The following is a 24,397-nucleotide window of genomic DNA, read 5'->3' as shown; positions in this document are numbered from 1 at the left end:
TGCGGTTGGGGAACGCCGCGGACAGTCCGGATTCCGCATGGGGCTTCCGCCTAGCCGGACCGCCCGGCGGCATGCCCCGACCGCAGCCATCCGAGAGGAGCGTGAAGCAAAGATGAATTCGTCTGCGAACCTCCCCGACCGGCCCGCCTCCCGCGGCGCGGATTACGAGCCCGACGCGGATCGCAAACCTTCCGGTCCCATGCCGACCCGCCCTGTCGAGGAAGCACGCAACGGCTCGATGGTGCAGGACCTCGACGATCTGAAGCGGCTCGGCGCCGACATGGAGCGGGTCAAGACCGGCCGGGAGCTCAAGGAAGAAGGACTGGTGCCCGATCCGGCCCAGGACGAGGTTTGATCGTTGTCTCGCCAACGCAGCTTCCGATCGCCGAGCCTCCATTCGATCCGTGCGGCCCGGCCAAGTTGATCTTTGGCATAGCGGATGCGCAAAGAAACCGTCCTTGCAAAGGGGAGCCCGACGCTCCTCCTTTATAAGGACGGTTTTGTTCGTTCGTTGCTGAAAATCCGCGTCTACATCGCGACGCCCGCGTCTCGGGCGACCGTGCGGGCGTACGCGCGCCGGGCCACGAGGAAGTAGACCGTCTGAAGCGCGAGGTAGATGCCCATCACCTCGACCGCAGAGACGAAGACGGCTTTCGAATCCAGCAGCACCCGGCCGAGCGCCACCATCGCGAACGAGGCGTGTAGACCGCCGACGAGGCACGGGATGAAGAACAGGATGGCAATCTGCGTCGTCAGAATGCGCCCCAGTTCTTTCGGGGAGAGGCCGATCCGCAGGAGCGAGCGGAATTGCGACTGCTCCTCCCGCAGCTCGGTGAACAATTTGAAAAAGAGTAGGCTTCCGGATGCCAGGAAGAACAACGCGCTCACGAATAGGGCGATAAACAGCGAGAGCGAAGTGAACTGCCGCGTCGACTCGTACTCGGCCAGCCGGGAAGAGATTTGCAGCGAAGGAACTGCCTTGATCGCCCTGTCGATCGCCGCGCCCGCGTGGCGCCAGTCGCGCAGCTCGTACCCGTAGCTGTAGACGAGGGTGCCCGCGGCCGCTCCCTTCCGCCACTCGGCGAATTGGCCGTCGTCCAGAACGACGACAAAAGTCGAAGGCCCGGTCGCCTGGACGATGCCGCCGTTGCGCTGGCCGTCCATTCGGAGCTTCAGCTCGCGGTCGCCGGTGCGAAAGACGGCGTCCGTTCCGGGCGCCACGACCGCCGGTGCCGCATCCGCATAGGGATAGACGAACCAGGCGTGGCCGGGCTTCACCTCCACCGACTCCACACCGGGGAGGCGGGCGGCCAACCCGTTGTACGCCGACGCGGAGACGACCATCGCCGCATCGAGCTTGCGGCCGCCGCCCAGCTGCAGCGAGCCCGCGATGCCCGTCACTTCCGCCCGGTAGGCGATTGCGCCGCCTTCGGCCCGGACGGCCGCTTCGATCTTCGCCAGCTCGGCCTCCGACACGGGCTTGCCCTGCTGTTGAAACGCCAGCGTTTGCGGGAAATGCCCGACGATGCTCGTTTCAGCTGCGTTCATGAACACCGTGATCGTTCCCGCCGCCGTCACGACGACGGCGCACAGCACGGACGTCAGGAACAAGACGCGCGCATTGTCCTTGATGCGGTAGACGAGCTGCGAGAGCACGACGAGATTCGTCCCCCGGTGGCTGAGCTCCCGATTCCGCTGAAGGCGCCGCAGCAGTCCCACGCTGAGCTGCGTGAACAGGAAGTACGTCCCCGTCGTGACGAGGAACAGGATCGGCAGCATGCGGAACAGCAAATTCCCGGCCGACATCGTGACGGCCATCGCATAGCCGCCGGCGAGGCAAGCCGCCGCCAGCGCGGAAAGCCAAGGGGAAGCGGCCGGCGCTCGCTTCGGCTGCTTCGCGGCGAGCAGCAGCTCCGCGACTTCCTTGCGTCCCGCCTGCCTCATCGAAGCCGCCGCGATGACCAGGAACAGGACGAAATACCCCCCCGCAGTAACGGCGATCGCTTTCCACGGCCAGTAAAACGGAATCGGGTTCGCGACGTTCATGAGCCAGGTCAGCACCATGAAGAACAGCTTGCTGAACAACAGGCCGACCGCGGTACCCGCAACGATCGCCGCCGTGCCGAGCAGCAGATTTTCGCTAACGATCAGCTTGCGCAATTGCCCGCGGGTAAAGCCGAACAGAAACAGCAGGCCGAATTCCTTTTGCCGCGTCTTCAGAAACGAGGAGCTGGCGTATAGGATGAAGAAGAAGGAAAACACGATAATGATCCATTCGCAGCCGATCAGGGCCAGCTTCGTGCCGCTCCCGCCCGCGATCTCTCCCCGGGCCAGGGACGGATGAAAGATGAAGGCGGCATAGACGAAGAAGATCGCGACGGCGAAAACGCTGCTCAGGAAAAACGATCCATACGCGTGACGGTTGCCCCAAATATTACGGAAGGCGAGTTGACGGAACGTCATGGAACTCCCCTCCCAACACGCTGAGCGAATCTAAGATTTGCTGGAAAAACGCCTGCCGGTTCGCGCCGCGGCGAATTTCCGAAAAGAGCCGGCCGTCGCGGATAAAGACGATTCGCTTGCAATAGCTGGCGGCGAACGGATCGTGCGTCACCATGACGATAGTGGCCCGCAGCCCCTCGTTCAGCCCGACCAGGGAGGTCATCACGTCCCGCGACGCCTTGGAGTCGAGATTGCCCGTCAGTTCGTCGGCGAGCAGCAGGGACGGGCGATTGACGATCGCCCGGGCAATGGCCGTGCGCTGCTTTTGACCGCCGGACACCTCGTACGTACGCTTATCGAGGATCGCTCCGATGCCGAGCAGCCCGGCGCTCTCTTGCACCCGCCGGTCGATCTCGTCCACGGGCAGCTTGTCCATGGCGAGGGGGAGAATGATGTTTTCCCGGATGGAAAGCGTGTCGAGCAGGTTGAAGTCTTGAAAGACGTAGCCGAGCTCCCGTCTGCGGAACAAGGCGAGCTGGCCGTCCTTGAGCGTCTGCGGCCGCACGCCGTTGATTTCGAGCAAGCCCGACGAGGGCTTGTCGATCGTGGACAGCAGGTTCAGCAGCGTCGTTTTGCCGCTGCCCGACGGTCCCATGATGCCGAGAAACTCCCCTTCCTCCACGTGAAGCCTGATCTCGTCTAGCGCCTTGTACAGGACACCGCTCTGCGAGCCGTATATTTTGGTCAAACCTTCCGCTTTCAAAATCGTTTGCGTCATGCCGAAACCCTCCCGTTTGCCATTCGTTAGCCTTAGTGTACCAAGCGAAGTCGGATGAACCTATGGATCAGGCTTACGAACGGGCCGAGAAATCTTACAGTTTCGTCACGTTTCCCCGTCTCCCTCGCCGGACGTCGCCATCCGGATCCGAACGGTCGTCCCGGCGCCCGGTTCGGACGAGATCGATAGCCGGTGTCCAAGCAGCTCGCAGGTTTCCCGGACGAGATAGAGCCCCATTCCCGTCGATTCCCCGCTTATTCTCCCGTTGGCGCCCGTAAAGAAGGGCTCGGTCACCCGCGGCAGATCCTCCTCGGGGATGCCGACTCCTTCGTCGGCGATTCGCAGCTCGCACCCTTTGGGGACCGAGGCGATCGCGATCGTCAGCCGCTTGGCGCCCGGCTTGGGCTTGGAATATTTGATGGCGTTCGAGAGGAGCTGACCGAGCACAAAGATGAGCCACTTGGCGTCCGTGACCGCATGGAGGTCCTCCCCTTCCAACTGGGGATAGACGGCCGCGCGGAGCAGGGCGTGCTTGTGGCGGTTGACAGCCGCGCGGGCCGCTTCGCGCAGCGAGACGGGCTCGATCTTCAGATCCCGTTCGAACCGCTCCAGCCTTGCCTGATACAGCGCGGTCTCGAGTCCTTCCTCCAGGCGGCCATTCTCCTCGCGGATGCTGTGCAGCATCTCCCTGGCTTCGGCCAGGGAGGACACTTCCTCCGCTTGCTGCGTCAAAAGGTCGATTACCGACACCGGCGTTTTCATCTGATGTACCCATTGCTGAGTGAAAAGGTGGCGCAGCTCGGCTCTTCTTCGGGCTTCGCCCAGTTCGCCGACGTGCGCGTCGTATTGGGTAAGAAGCGCCTGGCGATAGTCCCGCTGATCGAGACCGCCTCCCTCCGGAAGCGAGAGCACGCGGGCCGGATCGCCGGGCCGCGACTGTTCGATGTCGCGCAACCCCCGATCGAACGCCCGACGTCGTCCGTAATCAATCGTAAGGGCGGCGCCTGCCAAGACGATCGTCAGGAGCGCCATATACCCGGCGATGCGCCAGTCCATCGGCAGTTCCGCTTCCGTCAGGCGGAGCGCCAGGACGGCGACGAGGATGCCTGCGATGGCCAGGCAGACGAGCAAATAGACCAGGCGGTCTTTCACGAGGCGCCACCAAATGGACTCTCCCGCTCCCTTCATCTCAGCCCCCCCTCTTCCCGGCCCGCTCCTCCGTCCGTCCGCAGCCGGTAGCCTTGGCTTCGGATCGTGTCGATCGCGCCGGGAAGGCCGAGCTGCTCCAGCTTTTTCCGGAGCCGCGTCATATTGACCGAAAGCGTATTGTCGTCTACGAAGCTCACGTCGTCCCACAGCTTGGCGAGCAGCGCTTCGCGCGAAACGATCTCGCCTGCCCGCATGCCCAGCGCCTCCATCAGGATGCATTCGTTGCGCGTCAAGTCGGTTTGCCGATCTTTCCACCCGAGCCGGTTGCGCGTCCGATCCAGCAGCAGCCCGCCGAAGTCCAGCAGCTCGCGGGTCTCCGGCGGCATGGCGTACTCCCCGTACGCCCTGCGCAGGCTGCTCTTGACCTTGGCGAGCAGTACCTCCAGGTTGAAAGGCTTGGCGATGTAGTCGTCCCCGCCGTGCTCGATCGCCATGACCTGATCCATCTCGTGCGTCCGCGCGGAGACGAACAGGATGGGGACGTTCGACACTGTACGGATTTGCCTGCACCAGTAATAACCGTCGTAATAAGGCAAATTGATGTCGAGCAGGACGAGGTCGGGCTTGCGTTCGAGAAATTCGCGCTTGAGATCGTCCAGCCGGGAGGCGACATGCGCTTCGTACCCGTACCGGGCGAGATATTTGGTCAGCTGAGCTGCGATCTTCTCGTCGTCCTCCACAACAAATATCGAATAACGCCTCATGGCCGTTCGCGCCTCCGTCGTTCGTGAAATATCGAATAAGGGTATGAACGTTATTGTAAGGAACATCTCGCCGCTTTGCCAACCGGCGCGTCAAAAAGGACGGCGCACGGATGTGCGCCGTCCCTTTATGAGTGAAACTGTTTCGGATGGATAATAGAAGGATCGGCCTCGTCTCTCGCAATTTGAAAACGCTTTAGATTAGCCTGCCGTTTCTTGCGTGCCATACACGAGCGCTTCCTGGTTGAGCAGGTTCCGCAGGCCGGATGGCGTAAGCCCCATGTCCAGCAATTGGACGACGGGAATCGAAGGCATTTCGGCCTTCACGAACTCGCCTCCCGACAGATGGTACCCGTACTCTCTGGCTATCGTGTACGACTCGCACAGCTGGTCGGCTGCATGAACGGCTTCCTCTTCGGATCCGTAATCGGCCAACCGGTTGCCGTTGCCTAGCGGATTTTTGCGGGATTGGATGCTGAGCTGGTGAGCATCGTTGTGTTCGCGAACGATGATGTCGCACTCGAAGCACGCGAGACGATACTTGACAGTCATCGTTTCCACCGCCTTTGGTGAAGAGAATGTTGTAGCTTACCGATATGTACCCGCAAGGCGGGATCTCTAAACATCGGCGCAAGCTAATTCTCTTCTTCCTCCGGCTCGGCTAGCCATCCCTTGAGCTTGTCGATCGCCCGGCGCTGGATGCGCGAGATGCTCATCTGCGAGACGCACAGCCGCTCGGCGGCGTTGCGCTGCGAGAGCCCTTCCTCGTAAAGCAGGACAAGCACCTGGCGCTCTTCGGGCTTCAGCTTCATCATCGCTTCCTGGAGATCGATGCGCCTGTCGACGCCCGCGAAGTCGTCGGCCGGCGACCCGATCAGCTCGCCCAAGGTGGCGGTGTTCTCTTCCTGGGATACCGGCGTGTCCAGCGAGACGTAATGATGCAGCTCGCGGCCGGCCAGCACCTCAAGCGTATCCTCGACGCTCATCTCGAGAAATTCCGCAATCTCCTCCACGCTGGGCGACCGTTCGAGGCGCACCGTCATCTCGTCGATCGCTTGCTGGACGACGAGTCCCTTTTCCTTGATCCGCCGGGGGACCTGGATGTACCAAGACTTGTCTCGCAAGTAGTTTTTCATTTGGCCGACTATGCTCTTCATCGCATACGGCTCGAAGGGCATGCCGAGATCCGGGTCGAACTGCTTGAGCAGCCGGAACAGCGTCATGCGTCCGACCTGGAACAGATCCTCTTGCAAGCTTAGATGACTGCGGGACATTTTATGCGCAGCCATCCGGACGAGCGGTTCATAATGGCGGATCAGATCTTCCGCCAGATCGTTGCGCAGCGTGCGCTGGTATTCTAGCAATTTATGAATCGCATCGTCGGGCAGACGCGCGTTCGGTTGCACGCTCATACCGTTTCTTGGACAGCTCGCCGCTTGGTCAAGATCACGCTCGTGCCTTGACTGCTGCGGATTTCGACTTGGTCCATCAAAGCTTGCATGAGATAAAGTCCCAATCCGCCCGACTGGATCTCCTCGATGGACTTTCCATGCAGACTGGAAGTGCTGCGATCTGTCGCTTGTTCGAAGCTGACGCCCGAGTCGCTGACCGAGATTTGAAGCTCGTTGTCCCCGACGATCGTAAAGACCACTTCCACCTGTCCGGGCTCTTCTTGGTCGTAGGCATGCAGAACGGCATTGTTGCAGGCTTCCGAAACGGCAACCTTCATATCCTCGATTTCTTCGAACGAAAATTTCATTCTCGCGGCAATGCCGTACAGCGTCAAGCGGACGATATCTACATATTCGGCTTTCGCCGGAACCGTTAGCGTTACGTTCGCGTCGTTTTTCATCGTTGTTTCGTCCTCGTTCCCTTCATTAATGAGTTCGCCGTTACGCATTATGGGAGGCGGCAAGAAAAGGCGTAATGCCGGTCATGTCGAACAGTTTTTGAATGGTGGGCGGGACGTCCTCGACGCCGAACGGCGCATTGCGCGCATGCCTCGCCTTGACGATGCTGATGAGGATCCCGATGCCGGTGCTGTCGATATACTTCAAATCGCGCAGATTCAAGACGAGACGCCGATCCGACAGCTCCACCAGCGGCTCCATCACGGAGCGCATTTGCGAAGCGACTTCAAGATCCAGCTCGCCGGCGATATGAACGACCGTCAATCCATCCAGGTTCTCTGTGTGAAAAGACAATTTATCGGTATGCATACGAAACCCCTCTCCAATGAATAAATAAGCGGATAAGAACATTTACCCCGTGTTTCGCCCTTTGAAACGAAAGGGGGCATTCCCGCTCGAATATGTTTCGGGTCCGCCGCCGGACGGGTAATCGGACATAGCGGAGCCCTCATCCATTTAATAACAAAAAAAGGAGCGATCGTCATGGACAACAACGTCGATATCGAGAGACGCGAAGTGGAACATAAGTCGGATTCCAGTGTGGTCTGGTCTTCGTTCATCAAATATGCGGCTTACCTGGTCATCTTCTTCGGGCTGTTGTACCTCATCATCTACTATTTGCTGCCCATGTTCAAGTAAAGATCGATGAAACGGCACATACTGGGTAAGCACAGATAACGGATGGAGGCGCAGACTTGAGACCGTTGCATTTCGGATCGTTATTTTGGCCTGCGAACAATCCTTCGATGCCGATCTACCCGTCTCTCAACGGCCGGACGGATTGCCAGGTCGCGATCGTGGGAGGCGGAATGACCGGCACGATCATCGGATACGTGCTGGCGCGCAGCGGCATCTCTACCATCTTGATCGAGCAGGATCGCGTCGCGTCAGGCAGCACGTCCGCCAATACGGGACTGATCCAGTATTCGAACGACATCATGCTCTCCGAGCTGGCAGGCCAGATCGGGGAGCCTGATGCCGTGATGTTTTACCGCGCATGCAAAAACGCCGTGGAAAAGCTATGCGATGTCGCGGAGGGCTTGCCCCAGGACGTTCATTTCCGGCGGCGCAGCAGTCTTTATTACGCAAGCACGCCGAATGACGTAGCGCCGCTGCGGCGTGAATACGAAATGCTGCACCGTCACGGCTTCGACGCCGAATGGTGGGACGCGGACCGCATCGCGTCGGTATTCCCCTTCCGCCGCGAAGCCGCGATCGTTACGCAAGGGGACGGAGAGATCGATCCGTACCGTTTCGTGTCGGAGCTCGCCCGGGATGGGGTTCAGCACGGACTGCGCATCCACGAGCATACGACGCTGAAGTCGGTGGAAGGGGAAAAGGGCGGCATCGTCTGCCGGACCGAGCGTGGGGAAATCCATGCGGAGCGCATCGTGTACGCGGTCGGTTACTCGCCGGAGTCGGCGGGCGGCCGCTGCGTGCGGGCGCTGCTCAACCGCTCCTACGTCATCGTCACCAAGCCGCTGCCCTCTCTCGCGGAATGGCATCAGCGGTGGCTGCTGTGGGAGACGGCCAGACCCTATCTCTATCTGCGGACGACGACGGACGGCCGCATGATCGCCGGCGGACGGGACGAGCCCGTGCGGCAGCCCGTACAGACCGATCGGGAGCTTGGCAATTATACGGCCCAGCTCATGAACGACCTGCGGGAGCTGTTCCCGACGTACGACGTGGAACTGGCCTACGAATGGTGCGCCACCTTCGGCGAGTCCGCGGACCAGCTGCCATGGCTCGGAGAGGATCCCGATCGCTCCGGGCAGTACTACGCACTTGGCTACGGCGGCAACGGCACCGTCTATAGCCAGATGGCCGCCCAGCTTCTACTCGACGATATACTAGGCATCGACAATTCGATCGCCCGCATCGTCAGCCCCGGCCGAACGCCGTCGCAGCAGCTGCCGGAGAGGACGACCGCCGTGACGAACGGGTAGCGCTGCCGCTGCCGGATCTGCGACGGCCGGGGATCCATGGGTGGAGCAATTGAAGGGCTGGGTGCGCAGCCCTTTTTGCTTGCGATGCCAGGTTCGGCGGTTGAGCGGATGAGCCAAACTTTTTACAGCACCTCGCATTCGCAGCGCCATTCGGGGCCGGTGAGAGGAACTTTTCACCACTCATCCGGCCGAGCCGGCACCTGGAGGGCCATGAGCGGTAAAGCTTACCGCTCATCCGGCCGAGCCGGCGCCCGGAGGGCCATGAGCGGTAAAGCATACCGCTCATCCGGCCGAGCCGGCACCTGGAGGGCCATGAGCGGCAAAGCTTACCGCACATCCGGCCGACTAGCGCCAGGAGGGCTCATGAACGGCAAAGCTTACCGCTCATCCGGCCGAGCCGGCGCCCGGAGGGCCATGAGCGGTAAAGCTTACCGCTCATCCGGCCGACTAGCGCCAGGAGGGCCATGAGCGGTAAAGCTTACCGCTCATCCGGCCGAACTAGCGCCAGGAGGGCCATGAGCGGTAAAGCTTACCGCACATCCGGCCGAACTAGCGCCAGGAGGGCTCATGAACGGCAAAGCTTACCGCTCATCTGGCCGAGCCGGCACCTGGAGGGGCCATGTGCGGTAAAGCTTACCGCTCATCCGGCCGAGCCTGCTCGTTCCCAACTCTCCTAGCCGAAGTTTCTCTACCCCGTCACGTGTCGTCTCCCCTAGCTATACGCTCGCCCTTGATTAGTTGCATTCGTACATCTAATTTCCCTATAAAAGGGGCTCGACGGCAAATAGTTGCGTTCGTGCATCTAATATTGGCGTTTGATCCGGTTTCGCGCCTTTTCGTGCCTTTTAGTTGTACTTTTGCAATTAATGAAGGGTTGAGAGGCGAATTAGCTGAAATTAGTTGTACGTTTGCATTAAACCGGTCCAACGTGCCTCAGACGAACCTATCGCGATTCACATACTGCCGTAACAATACTCCCTGCATACAACCGCCAACTACACTGCCACGAACATACTTCGCCTACAGTACCGTCACCAACAATACTTCGTCTACAGTACCGTCACCAACAATACTTCGCCTACAGCACCGTTACCAACAATACTTCGCCTACAGCACCGTTACCAACAAATCGTCCCCAACATACAGTTGCCAACAATACTTCGTCTACATTACCGTCACCAGCCTACCACACCCGCCCCCCCAGTGTCGTTCGGAGCCGATGAGCGGCACTTATTACCGTGCTTCGTCCTCGCAGCGCCGATCAAGCGTATCGTTTCTCGAAAATGGCGTGATCAGTTGGCAATGCGCAAATTCCGGCTGATCTTGATGCCTCATCGGTGTTTCGAATCGTCCGCCGGCAGCGGAAAAAGGCGGCCTTTGGGAATCCTCCTGGGCCGCCATTGCATCCTATTCCTTTTACAACTGCGATCTACCGCCGCCCAGCCATCCTTTAATGCAGCGTATCGATGGCGCCGGCCTGCCGGAGAATGCGCTCGGTTTGGCCGTCCGGGCGTTCCTCGGCTACCAGCACGTATTTCCCGCCGACCAGCTCCTCGGCGACGCGATCCGCTGCCCCGTCGGGCAAGCCCATGTCGGACAGCACGCGTTCGGAATCGGGGGCTTCACCGCCGTCCCAGTCGAACAGTCCCACCACCGGAACGAGCGGCCCCGATCCCGGGTAACCGGCCGTCCCCGTCATCTGCGGCGCGGCAGCCACGCCCGCGACCGGGAGGACGCCCTCGTCTCCCGTCCACGAACCCTCGTCTTCGCGAGCGACGCGTTCCCGCGCTTCGCGCACACCCGCGACGCCCTCTACGGGAACGTCGCTGTTCGACGAGAGCAGCGGCGCGTCCGATTCGCTCTTCACGATGACGCGCAAATCTTCCTTGTGCGCGCCTGCGGAACGCAGCATCTCGATCGCGTCGATCACTTGCTGCTCCTGGTTAAAGATTCCGATTGTCATCCCCAAGGGAAAGACCTCCTCTCGGCTCGGCGAAACTTCCGCCATCCGTCTTTCCCTTATTTTACCCGACCGGGACCGGTTTGAACCGAAACCTGTCCTTATCCGTGCGGCTTCAGCGCGTTTTGCGGTAGATCCGGAACTCGTCGTCCCATGTCTCGTACCGACCCGCGAAACCCGTATAGGCGACCGATTCCTTGCCGCCCAGGACGAGGAAGCCGCCCGGCGCCAAGCTCTCGTACAGCAAGCCGTGCACCCGCTCCCGCAGCGCGGCGTTGAAGTAAATCAAGACGTTTCGGCAGAAGATGACCTGAAACTCGTTGAAGGACCGATCCGTTACCAGGTTGTGCTCCGCGAAGACGATCCGCTCGACGAGCCCGGGATGAAGCTTAGCTCCCCCATGCGATAGCTCGTAATAGCTCGAAAGCGTTCGCTTTCCCCCGGCCGCTTGGTAATTTTTCGTATATAGCCGCATCCGGTCGATCGGGATCGCGCCCTTGCGCGCTAGCTGCAGGCACGCCTTGCTAATATCGGTGGCGTAAATGTGGGACCGGGCGAGCATCCCTTCTTCCTCCAGCTGAATCGCCATGGAGTACGCCTCCTCGCCGGACGCGCAGCCCGCGTGCCACACCCGCAGCAGCGGAATTTCCCGCATCGCCGGAATCAGCCGCCGCCGCAGCGCCTCGAACATGCCCGGGTCGCGGAACATCTCCGTCACCGGGATCGTCAGATCGGACAGCAGCCGCTCGAACGCCTCCCGCTCGTGGAGTACCCGGCTTTGAAGAAGAGAGATGGTTCCGAGCTGCTCCAGCGACAGACGGTGCCAGATGCGCCTGCGCAGCGATGGATATGCATAGTCGCGGAAGTCATAGCCATAGCGCAAATAAATCGCTTCGAGCAGCACCTCGATTTCGATTTTTTCCAGCTTCTCGTCGTACGGGGGAGAGGCTTCGATATCGGTCACGCATATAACCACACTTTCAGTAAGGAGAGCAGCTGATCGGTCTGGATCGGCTTGGCGACATAATCCGATGCGCCTGCTTCCAAGCATTTATTCCGGTCTTCCTTCATCGCTTTCGCGGTGACGGCCAGAATCGGCAGATCTTTCCAGCGCTCCTCGCTTCGGATGCGGGCTATCGCCTCATACCCGTCCATTACCGGCATCATGATGTCCATCAACACGAGATCGACGTCGTCCCGATGATTCAGCACCTCGAGCGCTTCCCTCCCGTTCTCCGCCGTCAGCACCGTCATCCCTTGATGCTGCAGCAAGCTCGTCAGGGAGTAGACGTTGCGCGCGTCATCGTCGACGAGCAAGATCGTCTTCCCCTCGTAGGAGGGGAAGATTCTTCCCCACTCCCGCGTCCCGCGAGCCGGAGCCGGCCGTTCCGTCAACGCCTCGGCCGCCGGATCGCTCATAGCGGCATCCTCCTCCGGCGCTTCGGCCGTCGCCGCCGACTCCAGATCCTCTGTCGGTGCATGCGCCGCCAAATCGTCCGAACTCGGCTCCGGCTCGTCTGTCGCCGGATCCGGACACGTCTCCGGCACGACCAAAGTGAAGACGCTGCCCCGACCGGGCTCGCTCTCAAGCGAAATCCAGCCTCCGAGCAGATTCGCCAGCTCGCGGCTGATGGCGAGACCAAGTCCGGTCCCTCCATAGTTGCGGCTCGTCGTGCCATCGGCCTGACGGAACGCCTCGAAAATGAATTCGCGCTTATCCGATGCGATTCCGATCCCGGTGTCCGACACCTCGAATGCGACATACCTTCCCTCCGCGCCCGCGGGACGCTTTTCCGCCTCCTGCTCCTCCGCCAGGCGCACATGCAAAGCGACGGAGCCTTCCGGCGTGAACTTCATCGCGTTGGACAGCAGGTTTTGCAAGATTTGCTTGAGCCGATAACCGTCCGTATGAAGCACCTTGGGCACGTCCGCCTCGGTCCGCACCTCGAAGCGCAAGCCCCGCTCCTGTGCGACCGGCGTGTACACCTGCTCCAGATGCGACGTGATGTCCTCGAGCACCGTCGACTCCGGATAGATATCCATCTTGCCCGCGTCGACCTTGGCCAGATCGAGGATCTCCTCGATCATCTTGAGCAGGTCGTTGCCCGAGGCGTGAATCGCGGCCATGTATTCCAGCTGCTTCTCCGTCAGGTTGCCTTCGCTGTTGTCGGTCAAAAACTGCGACAGAATAATCATGCTGTTCAGCGGCGTCCGCAGCTCGTGGGACATGTTGGCGAGGAACTCCGTTTTGTACTTGGACGCCAGCGACAGCTGCACGGCCTGGCGCTTGAGCGAGACGTTCGCTCTGGCGACATCGTGGTTCACCTGTTCCGTCTTGCGGATATGCTCCTCGAGCTCGGCGGTCTTGTTGGTCAGCTCGTGGTTGGCGTATTCCAGCTGCTCCTGCTGGCGCTGCAGCTCTTCCTCCGAGCGCTTCAGCTCCGACGCTTTCTTCTCGAGCTTCTCGTTGGTCTGCCGGAGCTCTTCCTGCTGGGAGATCAGTTCCTCGGACTGCACCTGAAGCTCCTCCGTCATCGTCTGCGACTCCCGCAGCAGCTCTTCCACGCGCAGCCGGGATTGGATATTGCCGACGAGATAGGCGAACTTCTCGCACAGCCTTTCCAGCAGTTCGCGATGGAGATTTGTAAACGGTTGGAGAGAAGCCAGCTCGACGACGCCGATCGTCTGCTCGTTGAGCTTGAGCGGATAAAGCAGCAGCTGGGTCGGTTCGGCGGAGCCGAGGCCGGAGCCGATGCGGATATATCCGTGCGGCAGGCTTTCGAGCGTCGTCTCCTTGCCGCTCGCCGCGCATTGGCCGACGAGGCCCTCGCCGATGCGGAACGAGCGGTGCGCCGAGTCCCCGGCGAAGGCGCCGGCCAGCACGAGGCGGACGCCGGCGATCGGATCTTCCTCGCGGAGGTACACCGCGCCGTACGCGGCGTCCAGCTCCGGGGCGAACTCTCCGATGAAGGACTGGGAAACGGCATTCAGGTCGATGCCGTTGTGCAGCTCCGTGAGTCTCGCGAGCTGGGCGGCGATCCAGGCTTGCTGATCCTTCGCCTGATTGTAGAGCGCTTCGCGCTCCTTTTGCATCTGAAGGTCCATCGCGATGCTGCGGAATACGCGGGCGAGATCGCCCAGCTCGTTGGCCGAGCGAACTTCGTACCGCTCGAAGCCCCGAAGCCGGCCCTGTCCGAATTTCCGCGCCATCATCTCGAGCAAGGCCAGGCCTCTCGTAATGTCCGGGAACACCCAGCGGATGACACCGAAGCCGAGGAGCAGCCCCGCGGCCGTCAAGCAGACGGCCCAGCGGACCGAACGTTCGTACATCCGCTTGGCCGTGGCTTGTTCTTGCTCCATCGACTTCTGTTCGTACGCAACGAGCACATTGACCGATCCGACGACATCATCCTGCTTGATCCGGCCTTCATCTCTATGCAGCTTGAGTGCGCTCTCGCGGTCCCCGTTCCGGACGGCCAGCTCGAACCGCTGCAACCAGGCGACGTAGCTGCTTAGATCGAGACTGACCCGATCGACCATTTGCTGCTCGTCGGCGTCGTTGTTTCCGTCCTTCAGCTGCGCCATCACTTGTTGGATGTCGCCGAGTTGGTTGTCCAGCCGCTCTCCGGCCAGCCGCTCGTCGTCGATCGAGCCGGTCAGGATATCGCTTACCGTCCGGCCGGCGACGTTGACCTTGCCTCTCAACTCGATCACGTTTTCCACCTTGACGAACCGATGTTCGTAGAAGCTGTCGAGCCGTTCGTTCATGCGCGTCAGCCGGTCGTAGCTGATGGCGGCGATTCCGACCAGGAGAACGAGCAGGACCCCGAATCCCCAGATGAGTTTCGTTTTGATCTTCATCGGTTCACCGCCTTGCCTTTTTCACCTCGACGCGAACCAGGCAGCGGTCGTCGGGACGCCGATCGAGCGATTCGGAGGCGATAAGCTGCTCCATTGCCTCGGTGCACGAGTCGGCTTCCGATACGCGCTGCTTGAGAAGGTCGATTCGCTCGTCCATATCGCCGGGAAACAGATCGAGCAAGCCGTCGGTGAACAGATGGAGGACGTCGCCCGTCCGCAGGATAGACGTCTCCATCTTTGCGTCCAGCTCCTCGAACAAGCCGATCGGCGGAGCCGTCGCGACGAGCAGATCCGTCTCGTTGCCGTCCGCGCGGGTCAGCAAACCCGGCGGATGTCCGGCGTTCACGTATTCGATGACGCCGTTCTCCAGGTCGATCCAGGCGCAGATGCCCGTGCAATAGTACTGCATCATCTCGCTGTCGTATTGGAGCTGCAGCAGCCGCCGGTTCAGCTCTTCGACGATGCGCTTCGGAGTGACGGTCGTGCGCATCGCTTCGTGCAGGACGGAAGCGGTGTACGTGCTGATGAGCGACGACGAGATGCCGTGCCCCATCGCGTCCATGACCGCGATCAGAAAGTGTTGCGAATCGAACACGTGCCAGGCGTACAAATCGCCCGCCAATCCTTCGGAAGCGCGGAAAAAGGCGTTGACGCGCAAATTTTCCTCGTCGACGTCGTTGGGCAGGACGGCTTCCTGGACTTGGCGGGCGAGATTCAGCTCCTCGCGCAGCCGTCGGTCCCGCTCCTTGTGCCAGTCCAGTTCCTTCTTCAGGCGGAGCGCCGAGCGGATGCGCGCGAGCAGCTCGATTTTGTTGATGGGCTTGGTGACATAGTCGGTCGCGCCCGCGTCCAGCGCCTCCGCGAGCTTGCGCGAGTCGCCGATCGCGGTCACCATGATGACCGGGATGTCCCGCAGCTGCTCATCCTTCTGCAGCATGCGGCAAGCCTTGATCCCGTCGATGGCGGGCATCATGAGATCCAGCAGGATCAGATCGACGGAGCCGCCTTCGACCGATGTTTCGGAAGGCCGCAGCAGCGCGAACATTTCCTCCGCGGAGTATGCGACCTGGACGTTCTCGTAGCCGGACCGGTTCAGCATCTCCCGGACGACCATGACGTTCATCGGATTATCGTCTACGACCAATATGCTCATGGAATTGAATTCTCCTCATTCTTCTCTTGCTCTCAGCCTATCGTAGGGGGGCGCGGTGTGTAAAGCACAAGCGGCAAACGGGAATAAGGAATGAGCGATTCCTCATTCCTTATTCCCGGGTGCCCTACACGCCTGCCGACTCGACGGACGGGGATCAATGCTTCGCCAGCACGAGCACTTTGCCGCGATCCAGCTCGGATTCGTACATCTCGGCTTCGCCGTCTTCAAAGCCCATCGCTCGGATCTTCGAGCGCAGCTCGTCCCCGCGGTCGCGGAACAAGTTGGCTACCGATTGCAGCACGCCTTCCTCGGATGCTCCGATCGTGTTGGCGTGAGAGACGTCGGCGATCCGGTCGGTCCGGCCCTCGCCGTGCGCCAGCACGTAAATTTCTTCTTCCCGATATCCTTGGCGATGCAGATCCTTCACGGCATCGAATGCTTCCAGTCCGTTGTTGACCAATTTGGCGTAAGCTTTCATCTTGCATCTCCTCCTTGGATCGAGCGTTTCGGAATGATTGATTTGGGTTAACGATTCAGCGTCAGGCTGTTCTGACCTTTATATACCCGGCCCGCCCGCGGCTGAAACGGCTCCGGCACGTAAGCGGCGCGCTCCTCCGCTTCTTCCCTTTCGTCTGCCTCCGACTTGCTGCGGCGGGCGTTGCGGATGGCCGCCGCGACTTTCATGCCGGCCTTGATCCAGGCGACGAGCGGTTTCTCCTTGGCCGGATCCGGCTCCTCAAGTGCAGCGACCTGCTCGCGCACGGCGCGGGTTAGCGTGCCGGAAATTTCCCGGACGGCGCCCGTCGTTTCCTTCAAGGTGACGCCCGCGTTGCGCGCGGCCTGGAAAAGCTCGTTCGTCGACCGTATTTTGTTTTTCACGTCTTCGGAGATCGTCTTCACGTTCTCCGTCAGCTCCTCCACCTTGCCCCGCATCGACTCCACGGTATCGCCCGCCTCCTTGACGGTGTTCTGCACCGAGAGCAGCGCCTCGCGTGCGGCTTTAAGCGTGACGATCAGATAGACGCACAAAGCGGCGAAGCTGACGGCGATGAGAACGACGCTCCAAGCCATGATCGCTTGGTTGCTCATGCGTATCACCTTCCTTTCCGATTGGGGGCGCGTGCGCCCGTGATAGCCCTTCTTTACCCGGCGGGCAGCGCCCCGAAACCGTTCGAGCGCCTTCGGCCGGAGCGTCCGCGTCCCAGCCCCGCCCCTGATCGATCCCCTTTCGAATCGTTGAAAAAAATCAAACAAAATCGTAAGTTTACGGCATCGCCTCGCAGTCGTCCCGATCTTAAGATGAAGGTGCGGCAAGGCGCCGTTCCGTGCGATCCGCAGGCCGGTCGCCGGCGCGGCACCCGCAACATCCGTTCGAGGGGGGTTACGCGTGATCGACAAAACGTACGAGGAGACGCTCGCGCACGTGAAGACGCACTCCAATCCGTCCGGACTTCGCATCACGGACATCCGGTTCGCCGACATCGTCGGCGGCCCTTTCCACAGCAGCCTGATCAAGTTGTGCACCAACCAGGGGCTGGTCGGGTTCGGCGAAGTGCGAGACGGCGCCGACAAGGTCTATGCGCAGATGCTGAAGGGCAGACTGCTCGGGGAAAATCCGTGTCACGTCGACAAGCTGTTCCGGCGAATCAAGCAATTCGGAGGGCATGCGCGGCAAGGCGGCGGCGTGAGCGGAATCGAGGTGGCCTTGTGGGATCTGGCCGGCAAAGCGTATGGCGTACCGGTCTACCAGATGCTCGGCGGCAAATTCAGAGACCGGGTCCGGATGTACTGCGACACGGAAGTCGTCGGCAAAAATACCGGTACGGCGATGGGCGAAGCGCTGAAAAAACGGATGGAGGCGGGCTTCACCTTCCTGAAGATGGATCTGGGCATCGGCCAGCTCCTTCACGTGCCGGGAGCGCTTAGCGCTCCGCTTGGCTTTCTGGAGGAGATGAGGGCCAAGTCCCAGCTTCGTTACAATCAAAATTACGACGGGCTGACGGACGACGAGATTCGGGAAATCGCGAACAGACACTACGATATTTACAATATCCCGCACCCTTTCACCGGCATCCACGTCACGGAGAAAGGGCTTGATTTGCTGGAGCAGTACGTCGCCGAGGTTCGCGCGGTCATCGGCTACCAGGTGCCGCTCGCAATCGACCACTTCGGCCACATCGGGCTCGAGGACTGCATTAAGCTCGGCCGACGCGTGGACAAATACAGCCTTGCCTGGATGGAGGACCTGATCCCCTGGCAGTACACGGAGCAGTACGCCCGCCTGTCGCGCGCGGTGACGACCCCCATCTGCACGGGCGAGGACATCTACCTCAAGGAAAACTTCAAGCCGCTGCTCGAGGCCGGCGGCGTTTCCGTCATCCACCCGGACGTGCTGACGGCGGGGGGCATCCTGGAGACGAAAAAAATCGGCGACATGGCGCAGGAGTACGGCGTCGCCATGGCGATCCATATGGCGGAAAGTCCGATCGCCTGCCTGGCCGCCGCCCACGCGGCCATCGCGACCGAAAACTTCCTCGCCCTCGAATACCATTCCTGCGAGGTCGCGTGGTGGGACGACATCATCGTCTCCTCGAAGCTGCCGAAGAAGCTCGTCCAAAACGGCTTTATCTCTCTGCCCGACGCGCCCGGCCTCGGCATCGACGATCTGAACGACGAAGTGCTGGCCGAGCATCTGCACCCGGACATCCCCGGACTCTGGGAGCCGACGGACGGCTGGAACAAGTTTTACGCGAATGACCGTTTGTGGAGCTGAACCGGTTCATGCGAACAAAAACGGCTTCGCCTTCTTCCGGGAAGAGGGCGAAACCGTTTTTTCGGGTTGCGGCGAGCCAGAGCGGATCGGGCCGCCCGGCTTAAGCCGGCGCGGTCGCGTGGGCGCTTTTCACGGCAGCCTCCATGAGGCCTTTGATGTATCCGACGCCGTACAGCCGCCCGAGCAGCTCGTATCCGGGATTCGCGTTGTCCTCGCCCTCCATCGTCGGGACGTGGTCGGGCCTCGCCGGACCGTCGTAGCCGACCTCGTAATACGTCCGCATCGCCTCGAACATATCCGTCTGTCCGTCGTCGTGGAATGTCTCCTCGAACTTTTCCTTCGTGCCCCGCACATCGCGGAAATGCACGAAAAACAATTTGCCCGGCCCCGCAAAGCGGCGGATCGCGGCCGGAATATCGTCGCCCGCGGTCGCCAACGTCCCCTGGCAGAGCGTAATGCCGCTATTCGGGCTCGGCACGAGCTGAATCGCCCGCTCCAACGCTTCCGCGTTGCGCAGGATGCGGGAGACGCCGCGGATCGGCGAGATCGGCGGATCGTCCGGGTGCAGCGCCAGCTTGACGCCCGCCGACTCCGCCACCGGGACGACCCGGCTCAGAAAGTAATGGAGGTTCTCCCACAGCCGATCCTCCGAGACGATGCCCGCTTCGGTAAGCGGCGCGTCCCGCATCAAGCTGTGATCGTAGCTCGAAACAAGGGCGCCGCCCCGGGTCCGGGTCGTCGTCGACGTGCGGAACCAGTTGAACTGCGCCATAAAGTTGTAGCACAGCACGGGGATGCCGGCGGCGCCCATGTTCTCGAGCAGCGTCTGGAATACCTCGATCTCTTCGTCGCGTCCCTCCGTGCCGAGCTTGATGCAGTTGCTGGGCGGCATCGATTCGATGACCGACAGCGTCAAGCCGAAGTCCGCGTATCGCTGCTTCATCCGGATGAGCGGCATGAGGTCCCACGGCTTCTCCGTCTGTTCTTCCCAAGGCAGGCCGCCGACAGCTTCGCCTATGCCCATCTGCCTGGCCAGGTGCCAGAGACGGGTCGGCTGGGACGGGAAATACTCGGCTAATCGCACATTGCATGCTCCTCTCTCGAATGGGATCAACCGCGGGCGAAGCCTCCCCGCGCGATGCGGGGAGGCATGCCGCCTTTACTTGGCGCCCGCCTTGGCCGCCAAATCCTTGCCCAGCTTGTCGATCTTCGCGTAGGCGTCCTCGATCGACTGCTGCCCGAACGTGACCGCGTCGAGCTCCTTCTTGTACGTATCCACCCATTCCGAATAACCGGCCGCCGCGGAGTAGAACGGGAGCGCCTTGCCGACCGCCAGGTCGTAGAGATCCTTGCCGAGCTTATCCTTCTGCTCGAGCGTCGGCTCGAGCGCCTGGTAGATCTCCGGGTTGATCGGGATGCCGCGGGTGAGACCGAGCGCGGCGCCCGCTTCCTTGTCGGAGACGAACCACTTCACGAACGCTTTCGCCTCGTCCTTGTGCTTGGAGCCCGCGCTGACGCTGAGGAAGATGGTCGACTGCGCCCAGCCGCCGCCCGCGGGGCCGATTGGCATGTTGACGACGCCGACCTTGCCCGGCATGAGCTGCTCCAGCGCGCTCACCGACCCCGTCGTCGCGCCGCGGGTCATGACGGCGCCCGACGCCATCGGGTCCGCCTTCGGGTCGTTCTCGAGGAACGCGGCGGACTGCTCCGCCGGGGGCACGATTTTGGCTTTGCGAAATTCCTCGTACGTTTTGTAGAACTTGACGAATAAGTCCTTATCGAGATGGAACGTCTTGCCCCCGTCCGTCATGACGGGCGGCCCGCCCATCGACGTCTGGTAGAAGTTGAAGCCATCCCAAGTCGTGCTGTCGCCGATCGGATATTTGCCTTCCGGCAGCTTCGACTTGGCGTCGCGCGCCCATTGGAAAAATTCGTCGTAGGTCCAATTCTGCTTGGGCAGCGGAATGCCGTACTGCGCGAGCTCCTCCTTGTTGAAGGCGATGCCTTGCGCGTTCTGGCTGAGGGGGATGCCGTACAGTTTGCCGCCGATCTTGCTGTTCTCGACGACGTTCGGGTCGACGATTCCGCTCAGATCGACGCCGGACAGATCCTCCAGCTGGCCCCGCGACACGTACTCCTGGATGTAGGCGGCGTCCATCTGCAGCACGTCCGGGATGGACTTAGACGCCGCGAGCGTCGGCAGCTTCTGCCAGTAGGCGTCCCACGCCATGAACTCGGGTTTGAACTTGACGCCGGGATGTTGCTTCGTATAGATCTCCAGCGCCTTTTTGGTCGCCTCGTGCCGCGCGTCCGGCCCCCACCACATGATGCCGAGTGTCGTCCCTCCGCCCGTCCCCTTACTGCCTTCCGCCGTGCCGGACGGACTCCCGTCCGCGTCGCCGCCGCTTTTCCCGCCGCAGGCCGCCAGCAGCAGCGCCGACCCGAGGAGCGCCACCGCGGCGCGATACGCCTTTCTCGTCTTCATTCGTTCATCCCCTTTGATATAAAAATGGGTTGTTGCCTCTAGCCTTCGGGTGGCTCAGCCCTTCAAGCCCGTCGTCGCGATCCCCTCGACGAAGTGCTTTTGCGCGAGGAAAAACAAAACGACCGACGGCAGCACGGACAGCAGCGACATCGCCAGCAGCTGGCCCCACTGGATATCGAACTGGTCGATGAACATGCGGAGGGCAAGGCCGACGGTGAATTTGTCGACCGAGCTCAGGTAGAGCACCTGCGCGAAAAAGTCGTCCCAGCTCCAGATGAACGTGAAGATCCCGACCGTGACGAGCGCGGGTTTGATCAGCGGAAAGACGATCCGCAGGAAGATGCCGTAGACGGAAGCCCCGTCGATCTTGGCCGCCTCGTCCAGGTCGCGGGGGATGCCCCGGATAAATTGAACGAGGAGGAAAATGAAGAAGGCGCCCCCGCCGAAAAAGTGCGGCACCACGAGCGGCACGTAGCTGTCCACGAGATTCAGCTTGTTGAACAGGATGTACTGCGGCACGACCGTCACTTGCCCGGGAAGCATCATCGTCAGCAGCAGGATCGAAAACCAGAAGCCGCGAAACTTGAAGTTCAAGCGGCCGAAGCCGTAAGCGACGACGGCGGCGGTCAACACGCCTCCGACGACATTCCCCAGCTCCATGAGCAGCGTGTTGGCGAAAAAATGGCCGAACGTGTACTCGCCCGAGAACCGCCATCCATTCGCGTAGTTCTCCCACATCGGCGTGGACGGCCACAGCGTCGGCAGGCTCAGCTCCTCCGTCTTTTTCAGCGAGGCGCCGACCCACCAGATGACAGGGTACAGCATCAGGAGCGAGAACAGCGTAAGCAGCAGATGTCTCGTCCACTTGGAACCGCCCGCGGTCGTCATCCCGGCTTGCCCCCTTCCGATTCGTAGAACACCCAGTAGCGGGAGGCGGCGAAGTTGATAGCGGTCAGCAGAGCGACGATGGCGAGCAGGATCCAAGCCAGCGCCGAGGCGTATCCCATCTGGTAATGCTTAAACGCTTTTTCGTAAAGGAACAGGGCATACATGTAGGTCGAGTTGACGGGTCCGCCCTTGGTGATGATGAACGCCGAGGTGAACGTCTGGAAGGAGCCGATGACCCCCAGCACGAGGTTGAAGAACATGACCGGAGACAGCATCGGCAGCGTGATGCGGAAAAACTTGCGCACGGCCCCGGCGCCATCGACGGAGGCCGACTCGTACAACTCCTGGGGAATCTGCTTGAGCCCGGCCAGGAAGATGACCATCGTCGAGCCGAACTGCCAGGTGTTCAGCAGGATCAGCGTGGCGAGCGATGTGTCGGGATTCGAGATCCAGCCGACGCCCGGAATGCCGAACCAGGCCAGCACTTGATTGACGTAGCCGTCGATCCCGAACATGCTGCGCCAGAGGGCGGCGACGGCGATGCTTCCCCCGATCAGCGAGGGGAAGTAGAAGGCCGTGCGGTACAGGTTCATCCCTCGCATGTTGCGGTTCAGCGCCATCGCCACGAGCAGCGAGAACAGCAGCTTCAGCGGGACGGAAAACAGCACGAACAAAAACGTCACGCTCAGCGACTTGGCGAAAGTCGCGTCCTCCGCGAAAATCTTCGCGTAGTTGGCCGTGCCCGTCCAGACCGACTCGCTCAGCAGCGAGTACTCGGTAAACGACAAATAAAACGATTGCGCGATCGGCCACAGCGTCAGCAGCAGAAAGCCGATCAGCCAGGGAGAGATGAACAAGTACCCCGCCCCGTTGACGGTTCCCGCCGCGCTCCGTTTCTTCTTCGCGGCCGAAGGACGGACGGCCGCCGCCGGCTCGGCAGCTACCCCATGTGCCCCATCTCCTTTGCGGATCGTTCGCAGTTGGCTGCGCGTAGACTCATGATAACGAAAGCGATTACACCGTCATAGGCGACGATTTTATGAAATGGTTTGATTTTTTTTATTCCTTCGCCGGCGGTCTTTCCTGCGGCCAGCGCCGGTCTTCGGGGAGGGCGAGAAAATTATGGCCGCAGGCGAAATGCCTTAAAAAAGTCGCATCGACAAATGCCGCGCCGTCCCTAACAATAGACCTCGGGAATGTGGTCCATCACCCTATCGGGAAGAGGTGCTTCGGCATGAAATTCGATCATTCGGAAGATATCGTCCAGCTCACGCCCTTGTGGGAAGGCGAACGGTTTGCGAACGGCCGGCCCAAAGTGCCGGCGGACTTGCTGCGCCGGATGCGCAAAATTACGCTGGAGGAAGCCTGGGGCCCGCTGTGGAATCGGGGCTATCGGTTCCAGTTCGAAGGCGATCTCAAGATCGTCCACCCGAACCGGGTCATGGTTGGCCGCGCCGTGACGGCCGTGCTCGTGCCGATGCGGCCCGATCTGCACGATACGCTGCTGCGTTATGGACACGAGGAAGAGGGGCGGCGGGGATTTTTCAATCAATGGGTCGTCGACGCGCTCGAGGAGGACGACGTCGTCGTGGTCGACCTGTTCGACAAAGTGCATATGGGCACATACGTAGGCGGCAATCTGTCGACGGCCATCGCCGCGCGGACGAAGCGGGGCGGCGCGGTCATTTGGGGCGGCATCCGGGACAACCAGCAGGTCGCCGAGATCGACGAGATCAATATTTACTATCGCGGCAGCGATCCGACCGCGATCGCGGACGTGACGATGGTCGGCATGAACGTCCCGACGCGCATCGGCCGCGCCGTCTGCCTCCCGGGCGACGTCGTGCTCGGCACGCCGGCCGGCGTCATCTTTATTCCGCCGCATTTGGCCGAGCTTACCGTCGTCCAGGCGGAGAAATCCCAGGCGCGCGACGTGTTCGGCTTCGTTCGGCTCAAGGAAGGGCGGTATTCGACCGCGCAGATCGACGCTTTTTGGGGCGTTCCGCTGTGGGAGGACTTCCTTGGGTGGTTCGGGCGGGACGAAGCGGCCGCGGACTACCGCCACCTGACCTGGGAGAGCGAACTGGAAGAGGCGAGACGGCGTGCGGAGGACGGCCCTGCCAGCGACGTCCGGCTCTGATTCCCCTCCTCGCGCCACATGCGGCGCCCCGTTGCCGCGCCGCTTGCAGGAACGCCATCAGGCTCCGCCGATCCTACCGGCGGAGCCTGATTCGCGTATCGGCGCAACGCCGCCGCATCGTTCTCAACTTCATCTTGTCAAGCCGCAC

Annotated in this window: 23 protein-coding genes; 5 read left to right on the top strand and 18 right to left on the bottom strand. The window is 61.2% G+C overall.

Translation table 11 applies throughout. The annotated features are described in order from the left end of the window. Window positions 1-112 precede the first annotated feature (112 nt). On the top strand, window positions 113-355 hold the full coding sequence (locus LKX83_RS22235) for a hypothetical protein (protein WP_227885026.1): 243 nt from the start codon (window positions 113-115) through the stop codon (window positions 353-355). A gap of 173 nt (window positions 356-528) precedes the next feature. On the opposite strand, the gene LKX83_RS22230 is transcribed toward LKX83_RS22235, so the two are convergent. From LKX83_RS22230 to LKX83_RS22195, 8 genes are all read right to left on the bottom strand, one after another. Further along, window positions 529-2,463 carry an ABC transporter permease gene (locus LKX83_RS22230; protein ID WP_227885025.1) on the bottom strand — a complete coding sequence of 645 codons (1,935 nt, stop codon included), beginning with the start codon at window positions 2,461-2,463 and terminating at the stop codon, window positions 529-531. After that, the gene (locus LKX83_RS22225; RefSeq protein WP_227885024.1) at window positions 2,435-3,220 is read right to left on the bottom strand and encodes an ABC transporter ATP-binding protein; all 786 of its coding nucleotides are present in this window, start codon (window positions 3,218-3,220) and stop codon (window positions 2,435-2,437) included. Before LKX83_RS22225 ends, LKX83_RS22230 begins: the two co-directional genes overlap by 29 nt. A 105-nt stretch (window positions 3,221-3,325) precedes the next feature. Next, the gene (locus LKX83_RS22220; RefSeq protein ID WP_227885023.1) at window positions 3,326-4,408 is read right to left on the bottom strand and encodes a sensor histidine kinase; all 1,083 of its coding nucleotides are present in this window, start codon (window positions 4,406-4,408) and stop codon (window positions 3,326-3,328) included. Next, entirely contained in the window at window positions 4,405-5,133 is a 729-nt protein-coding gene (locus tag LKX83_RS22215; protein ID WP_227885022.1) for a response regulator, read from the bottom strand. Before LKX83_RS22215 ends, LKX83_RS22220 begins: the two co-directional genes overlap by 4 nt. Before the next feature lie 198 nt (window positions 5,134-5,331). After that, window positions 5,332-5,682, bottom strand: coding sequence for a hypothetical protein (locus tag LKX83_RS22210; RefSeq protein WP_227885021.1), 351 nt, complete (start codon window positions 5,680-5,682; stop codon window positions 5,332-5,334). An 83-nt stretch (window positions 5,683-5,765) separates the two neighbouring features. Next, window positions 5,766-6,542, bottom strand: coding sequence for a sigma-70 family RNA polymerase sigma factor (locus tag LKX83_RS22205; protein WP_227885020.1), 777 nt, complete (start codon window positions 6,540-6,542; stop codon window positions 5,766-5,768). Beyond that, window positions 6,539-6,982 carry an anti-sigma B factor RsbW gene (rsbW, locus tag LKX83_RS22200; protein ID WP_227885019.1) on the bottom strand — a complete coding sequence of 148 codons (444 nt, stop codon included), beginning with the start codon at window positions 6,980-6,982 and terminating at the stop codon, window positions 6,539-6,541. The genes LKX83_RS22205 and rsbW overlap by 4 nt, the downstream gene beginning before the upstream one ends. 40 nt (window positions 6,983-7,022) lie before the next feature. Then, complete coding sequence (locus LKX83_RS22195) at window positions 7,023-7,349, bottom strand: STAS domain-containing protein (RefSeq protein WP_227885018.1); 327 nt, start codon at window positions 7,347-7,349, stop codon at window positions 7,023-7,025. A gap of 174 nt (window positions 7,350-7,523) precedes the next feature. Between LKX83_RS22195 and LKX83_RS22190 the strand changes: the two genes are divergently transcribed. Beyond that, window positions 7,524-7,679: a hypothetical protein gene (locus tag LKX83_RS22190; protein WP_227885017.1), complete on the top strand. Its 156-nt coding sequence runs from the start codon at window positions 7,524-7,526 to the stop codon at window positions 7,677-7,679. Between the two features lie 56 nt (window positions 7,680-7,735). Further along, window positions 7,736-8,989: an NAD(P)/FAD-dependent oxidoreductase gene (locus LKX83_RS22185; protein WP_227885016.1), complete on the top strand. Its 1,254-nt coding sequence runs from the start codon at window positions 7,736-7,738 to the stop codon at window positions 8,987-8,989. 1,450 nt (window positions 8,990-10,439) lie between these two features. Here the strand turns inward: LKX83_RS22185 and LKX83_RS22180 are convergent. The 6 genes from LKX83_RS22180 to LKX83_RS22155 all read right to left on the bottom strand — a co-directional run bounded on the left by LKX83_RS22180 (window position 10,440) and on the right by LKX83_RS22155 (window position 17,052). Then, window positions 10,440-10,958, bottom strand: a complete 519-nt coding sequence (locus LKX83_RS22180; protein ID WP_227885015.1) for a general stress protein — start codon at window positions 10,956-10,958, stop codon at window positions 10,440-10,442. Between the two features lie 106 nt (window positions 10,959-11,064). Further along, window positions 11,065-11,913 carry a CheR family methyltransferase gene (locus tag LKX83_RS22175; protein ID WP_227885014.1) on the bottom strand — a complete coding sequence of 283 codons (849 nt, stop codon included), beginning with the start codon at window positions 11,911-11,913 and terminating at the stop codon, window positions 11,065-11,067. Beyond that, a complete protein-coding gene (locus LKX83_RS22170) occupies window positions 11,910-14,810 on the bottom strand; it encodes a response regulator (RefSeq protein WP_227885013.1) in 2,901 nt (966 codons plus the stop codon). Before LKX83_RS22170 ends, LKX83_RS22175 begins: the two co-directional genes overlap by 4 nt. Before the next feature lie 4 nt (window positions 14,811-14,814). Next, complete coding sequence (locus LKX83_RS22165; protein WP_227885012.1) at window positions 14,815-15,963, bottom strand: PP2C family protein-serine/threonine phosphatase; 1,149 nt, start codon at window positions 15,961-15,963, stop codon at window positions 14,815-14,817. Between the two features lie 154 nt (window positions 15,964-16,117). Then, window positions 16,118-16,441, bottom strand: coding sequence for a YflT domain-containing protein (locus tag LKX83_RS22160; protein ID WP_227885011.1), 324 nt, complete (start codon window positions 16,439-16,441; stop codon window positions 16,118-16,120). Between the two features lie 47 nt (window positions 16,442-16,488). Beyond that, window positions 16,489-17,052: a DUF948 domain-containing protein gene (locus tag LKX83_RS22155; RefSeq protein ID WP_227885010.1), complete on the bottom strand. Its 564-nt coding sequence runs from the start codon at window positions 17,050-17,052 to the stop codon at window positions 16,489-16,491. Window positions 17,053-17,350: 298 nt separating this feature from the next. Between LKX83_RS22155 and LKX83_RS22150 the strand changes: the two genes are divergently transcribed. After that, a complete protein-coding gene (locus LKX83_RS22150) occupies window positions 17,351-18,736 on the top strand; it encodes a mandelate racemase/muconate lactonizing enzyme family protein (protein WP_227885009.1) in 1,386 nt (461 codons plus the stop codon). Window positions 18,737-18,836: 100 nt separating this feature from the next. Here LKX83_RS22150 and LKX83_RS22145 read toward each other — a convergent pair whose 3' ends face one another. From LKX83_RS22145 to LKX83_RS22130, 4 genes are all read right to left on the bottom strand, one after another. Then, complete coding sequence (locus tag LKX83_RS22145) at window positions 18,837-19,820, bottom strand: mannonate dehydratase (protein ID WP_227885008.1); 984 nt, start codon at window positions 19,818-19,820, stop codon at window positions 18,837-18,839. 75 nt (window positions 19,821-19,895) lie between these two features. Further along, window positions 19,896-21,221 carry an ABC transporter substrate-binding protein gene (locus LKX83_RS22140; RefSeq protein ID WP_227885007.1) on the bottom strand — a complete coding sequence of 442 codons (1,326 nt, stop codon included), beginning with the start codon at window positions 21,219-21,221 and terminating at the stop codon, window positions 19,896-19,898. A 54-nt stretch (window positions 21,222-21,275) separates the two neighbouring features. Next, on the bottom strand, window positions 21,276-22,109 hold the full coding sequence (locus LKX83_RS22135; protein ID WP_227885006.1) for a carbohydrate ABC transporter permease: 834 nt from the start codon (window positions 22,107-22,109) through the stop codon (window positions 21,276-21,278). Then, window positions 22,106-22,966 (bottom strand): carbohydrate ABC transporter permease, encoded by an 861-nt coding sequence (locus tag LKX83_RS22130; RefSeq protein ID WP_227885005.1) that lies wholly within the window; start codon window positions 22,964-22,966, stop codon window positions 22,106-22,108. The genes LKX83_RS22135 and LKX83_RS22130 overlap by 4 nt, the downstream gene beginning before the upstream one ends. Window positions 22,967-23,343: 377 nt before the next feature. Between LKX83_RS22130 and LKX83_RS22125 the strand changes: the two genes are divergently transcribed. Beyond that, entirely contained in the window at window positions 23,344-24,249 is a 906-nt protein-coding gene (locus tag LKX83_RS22125) for an RraA family protein (protein WP_227885004.1), read from the top strand. Window positions 24,250-24,397 lie beyond the last annotated feature (148 nt).

The sequence above is a fragment of the Cohnella baijiui genome (assembly GCF_020731285.1).
Lineage (GTDB): Bacteria > Bacillota > Bacilli > Paenibacillales > Paenibacillaceae > Cohnella.
Note: the sequence above shows the minus strand (reverse complement) of the source record. Positions and strands in the feature narration are given on the sequence as shown.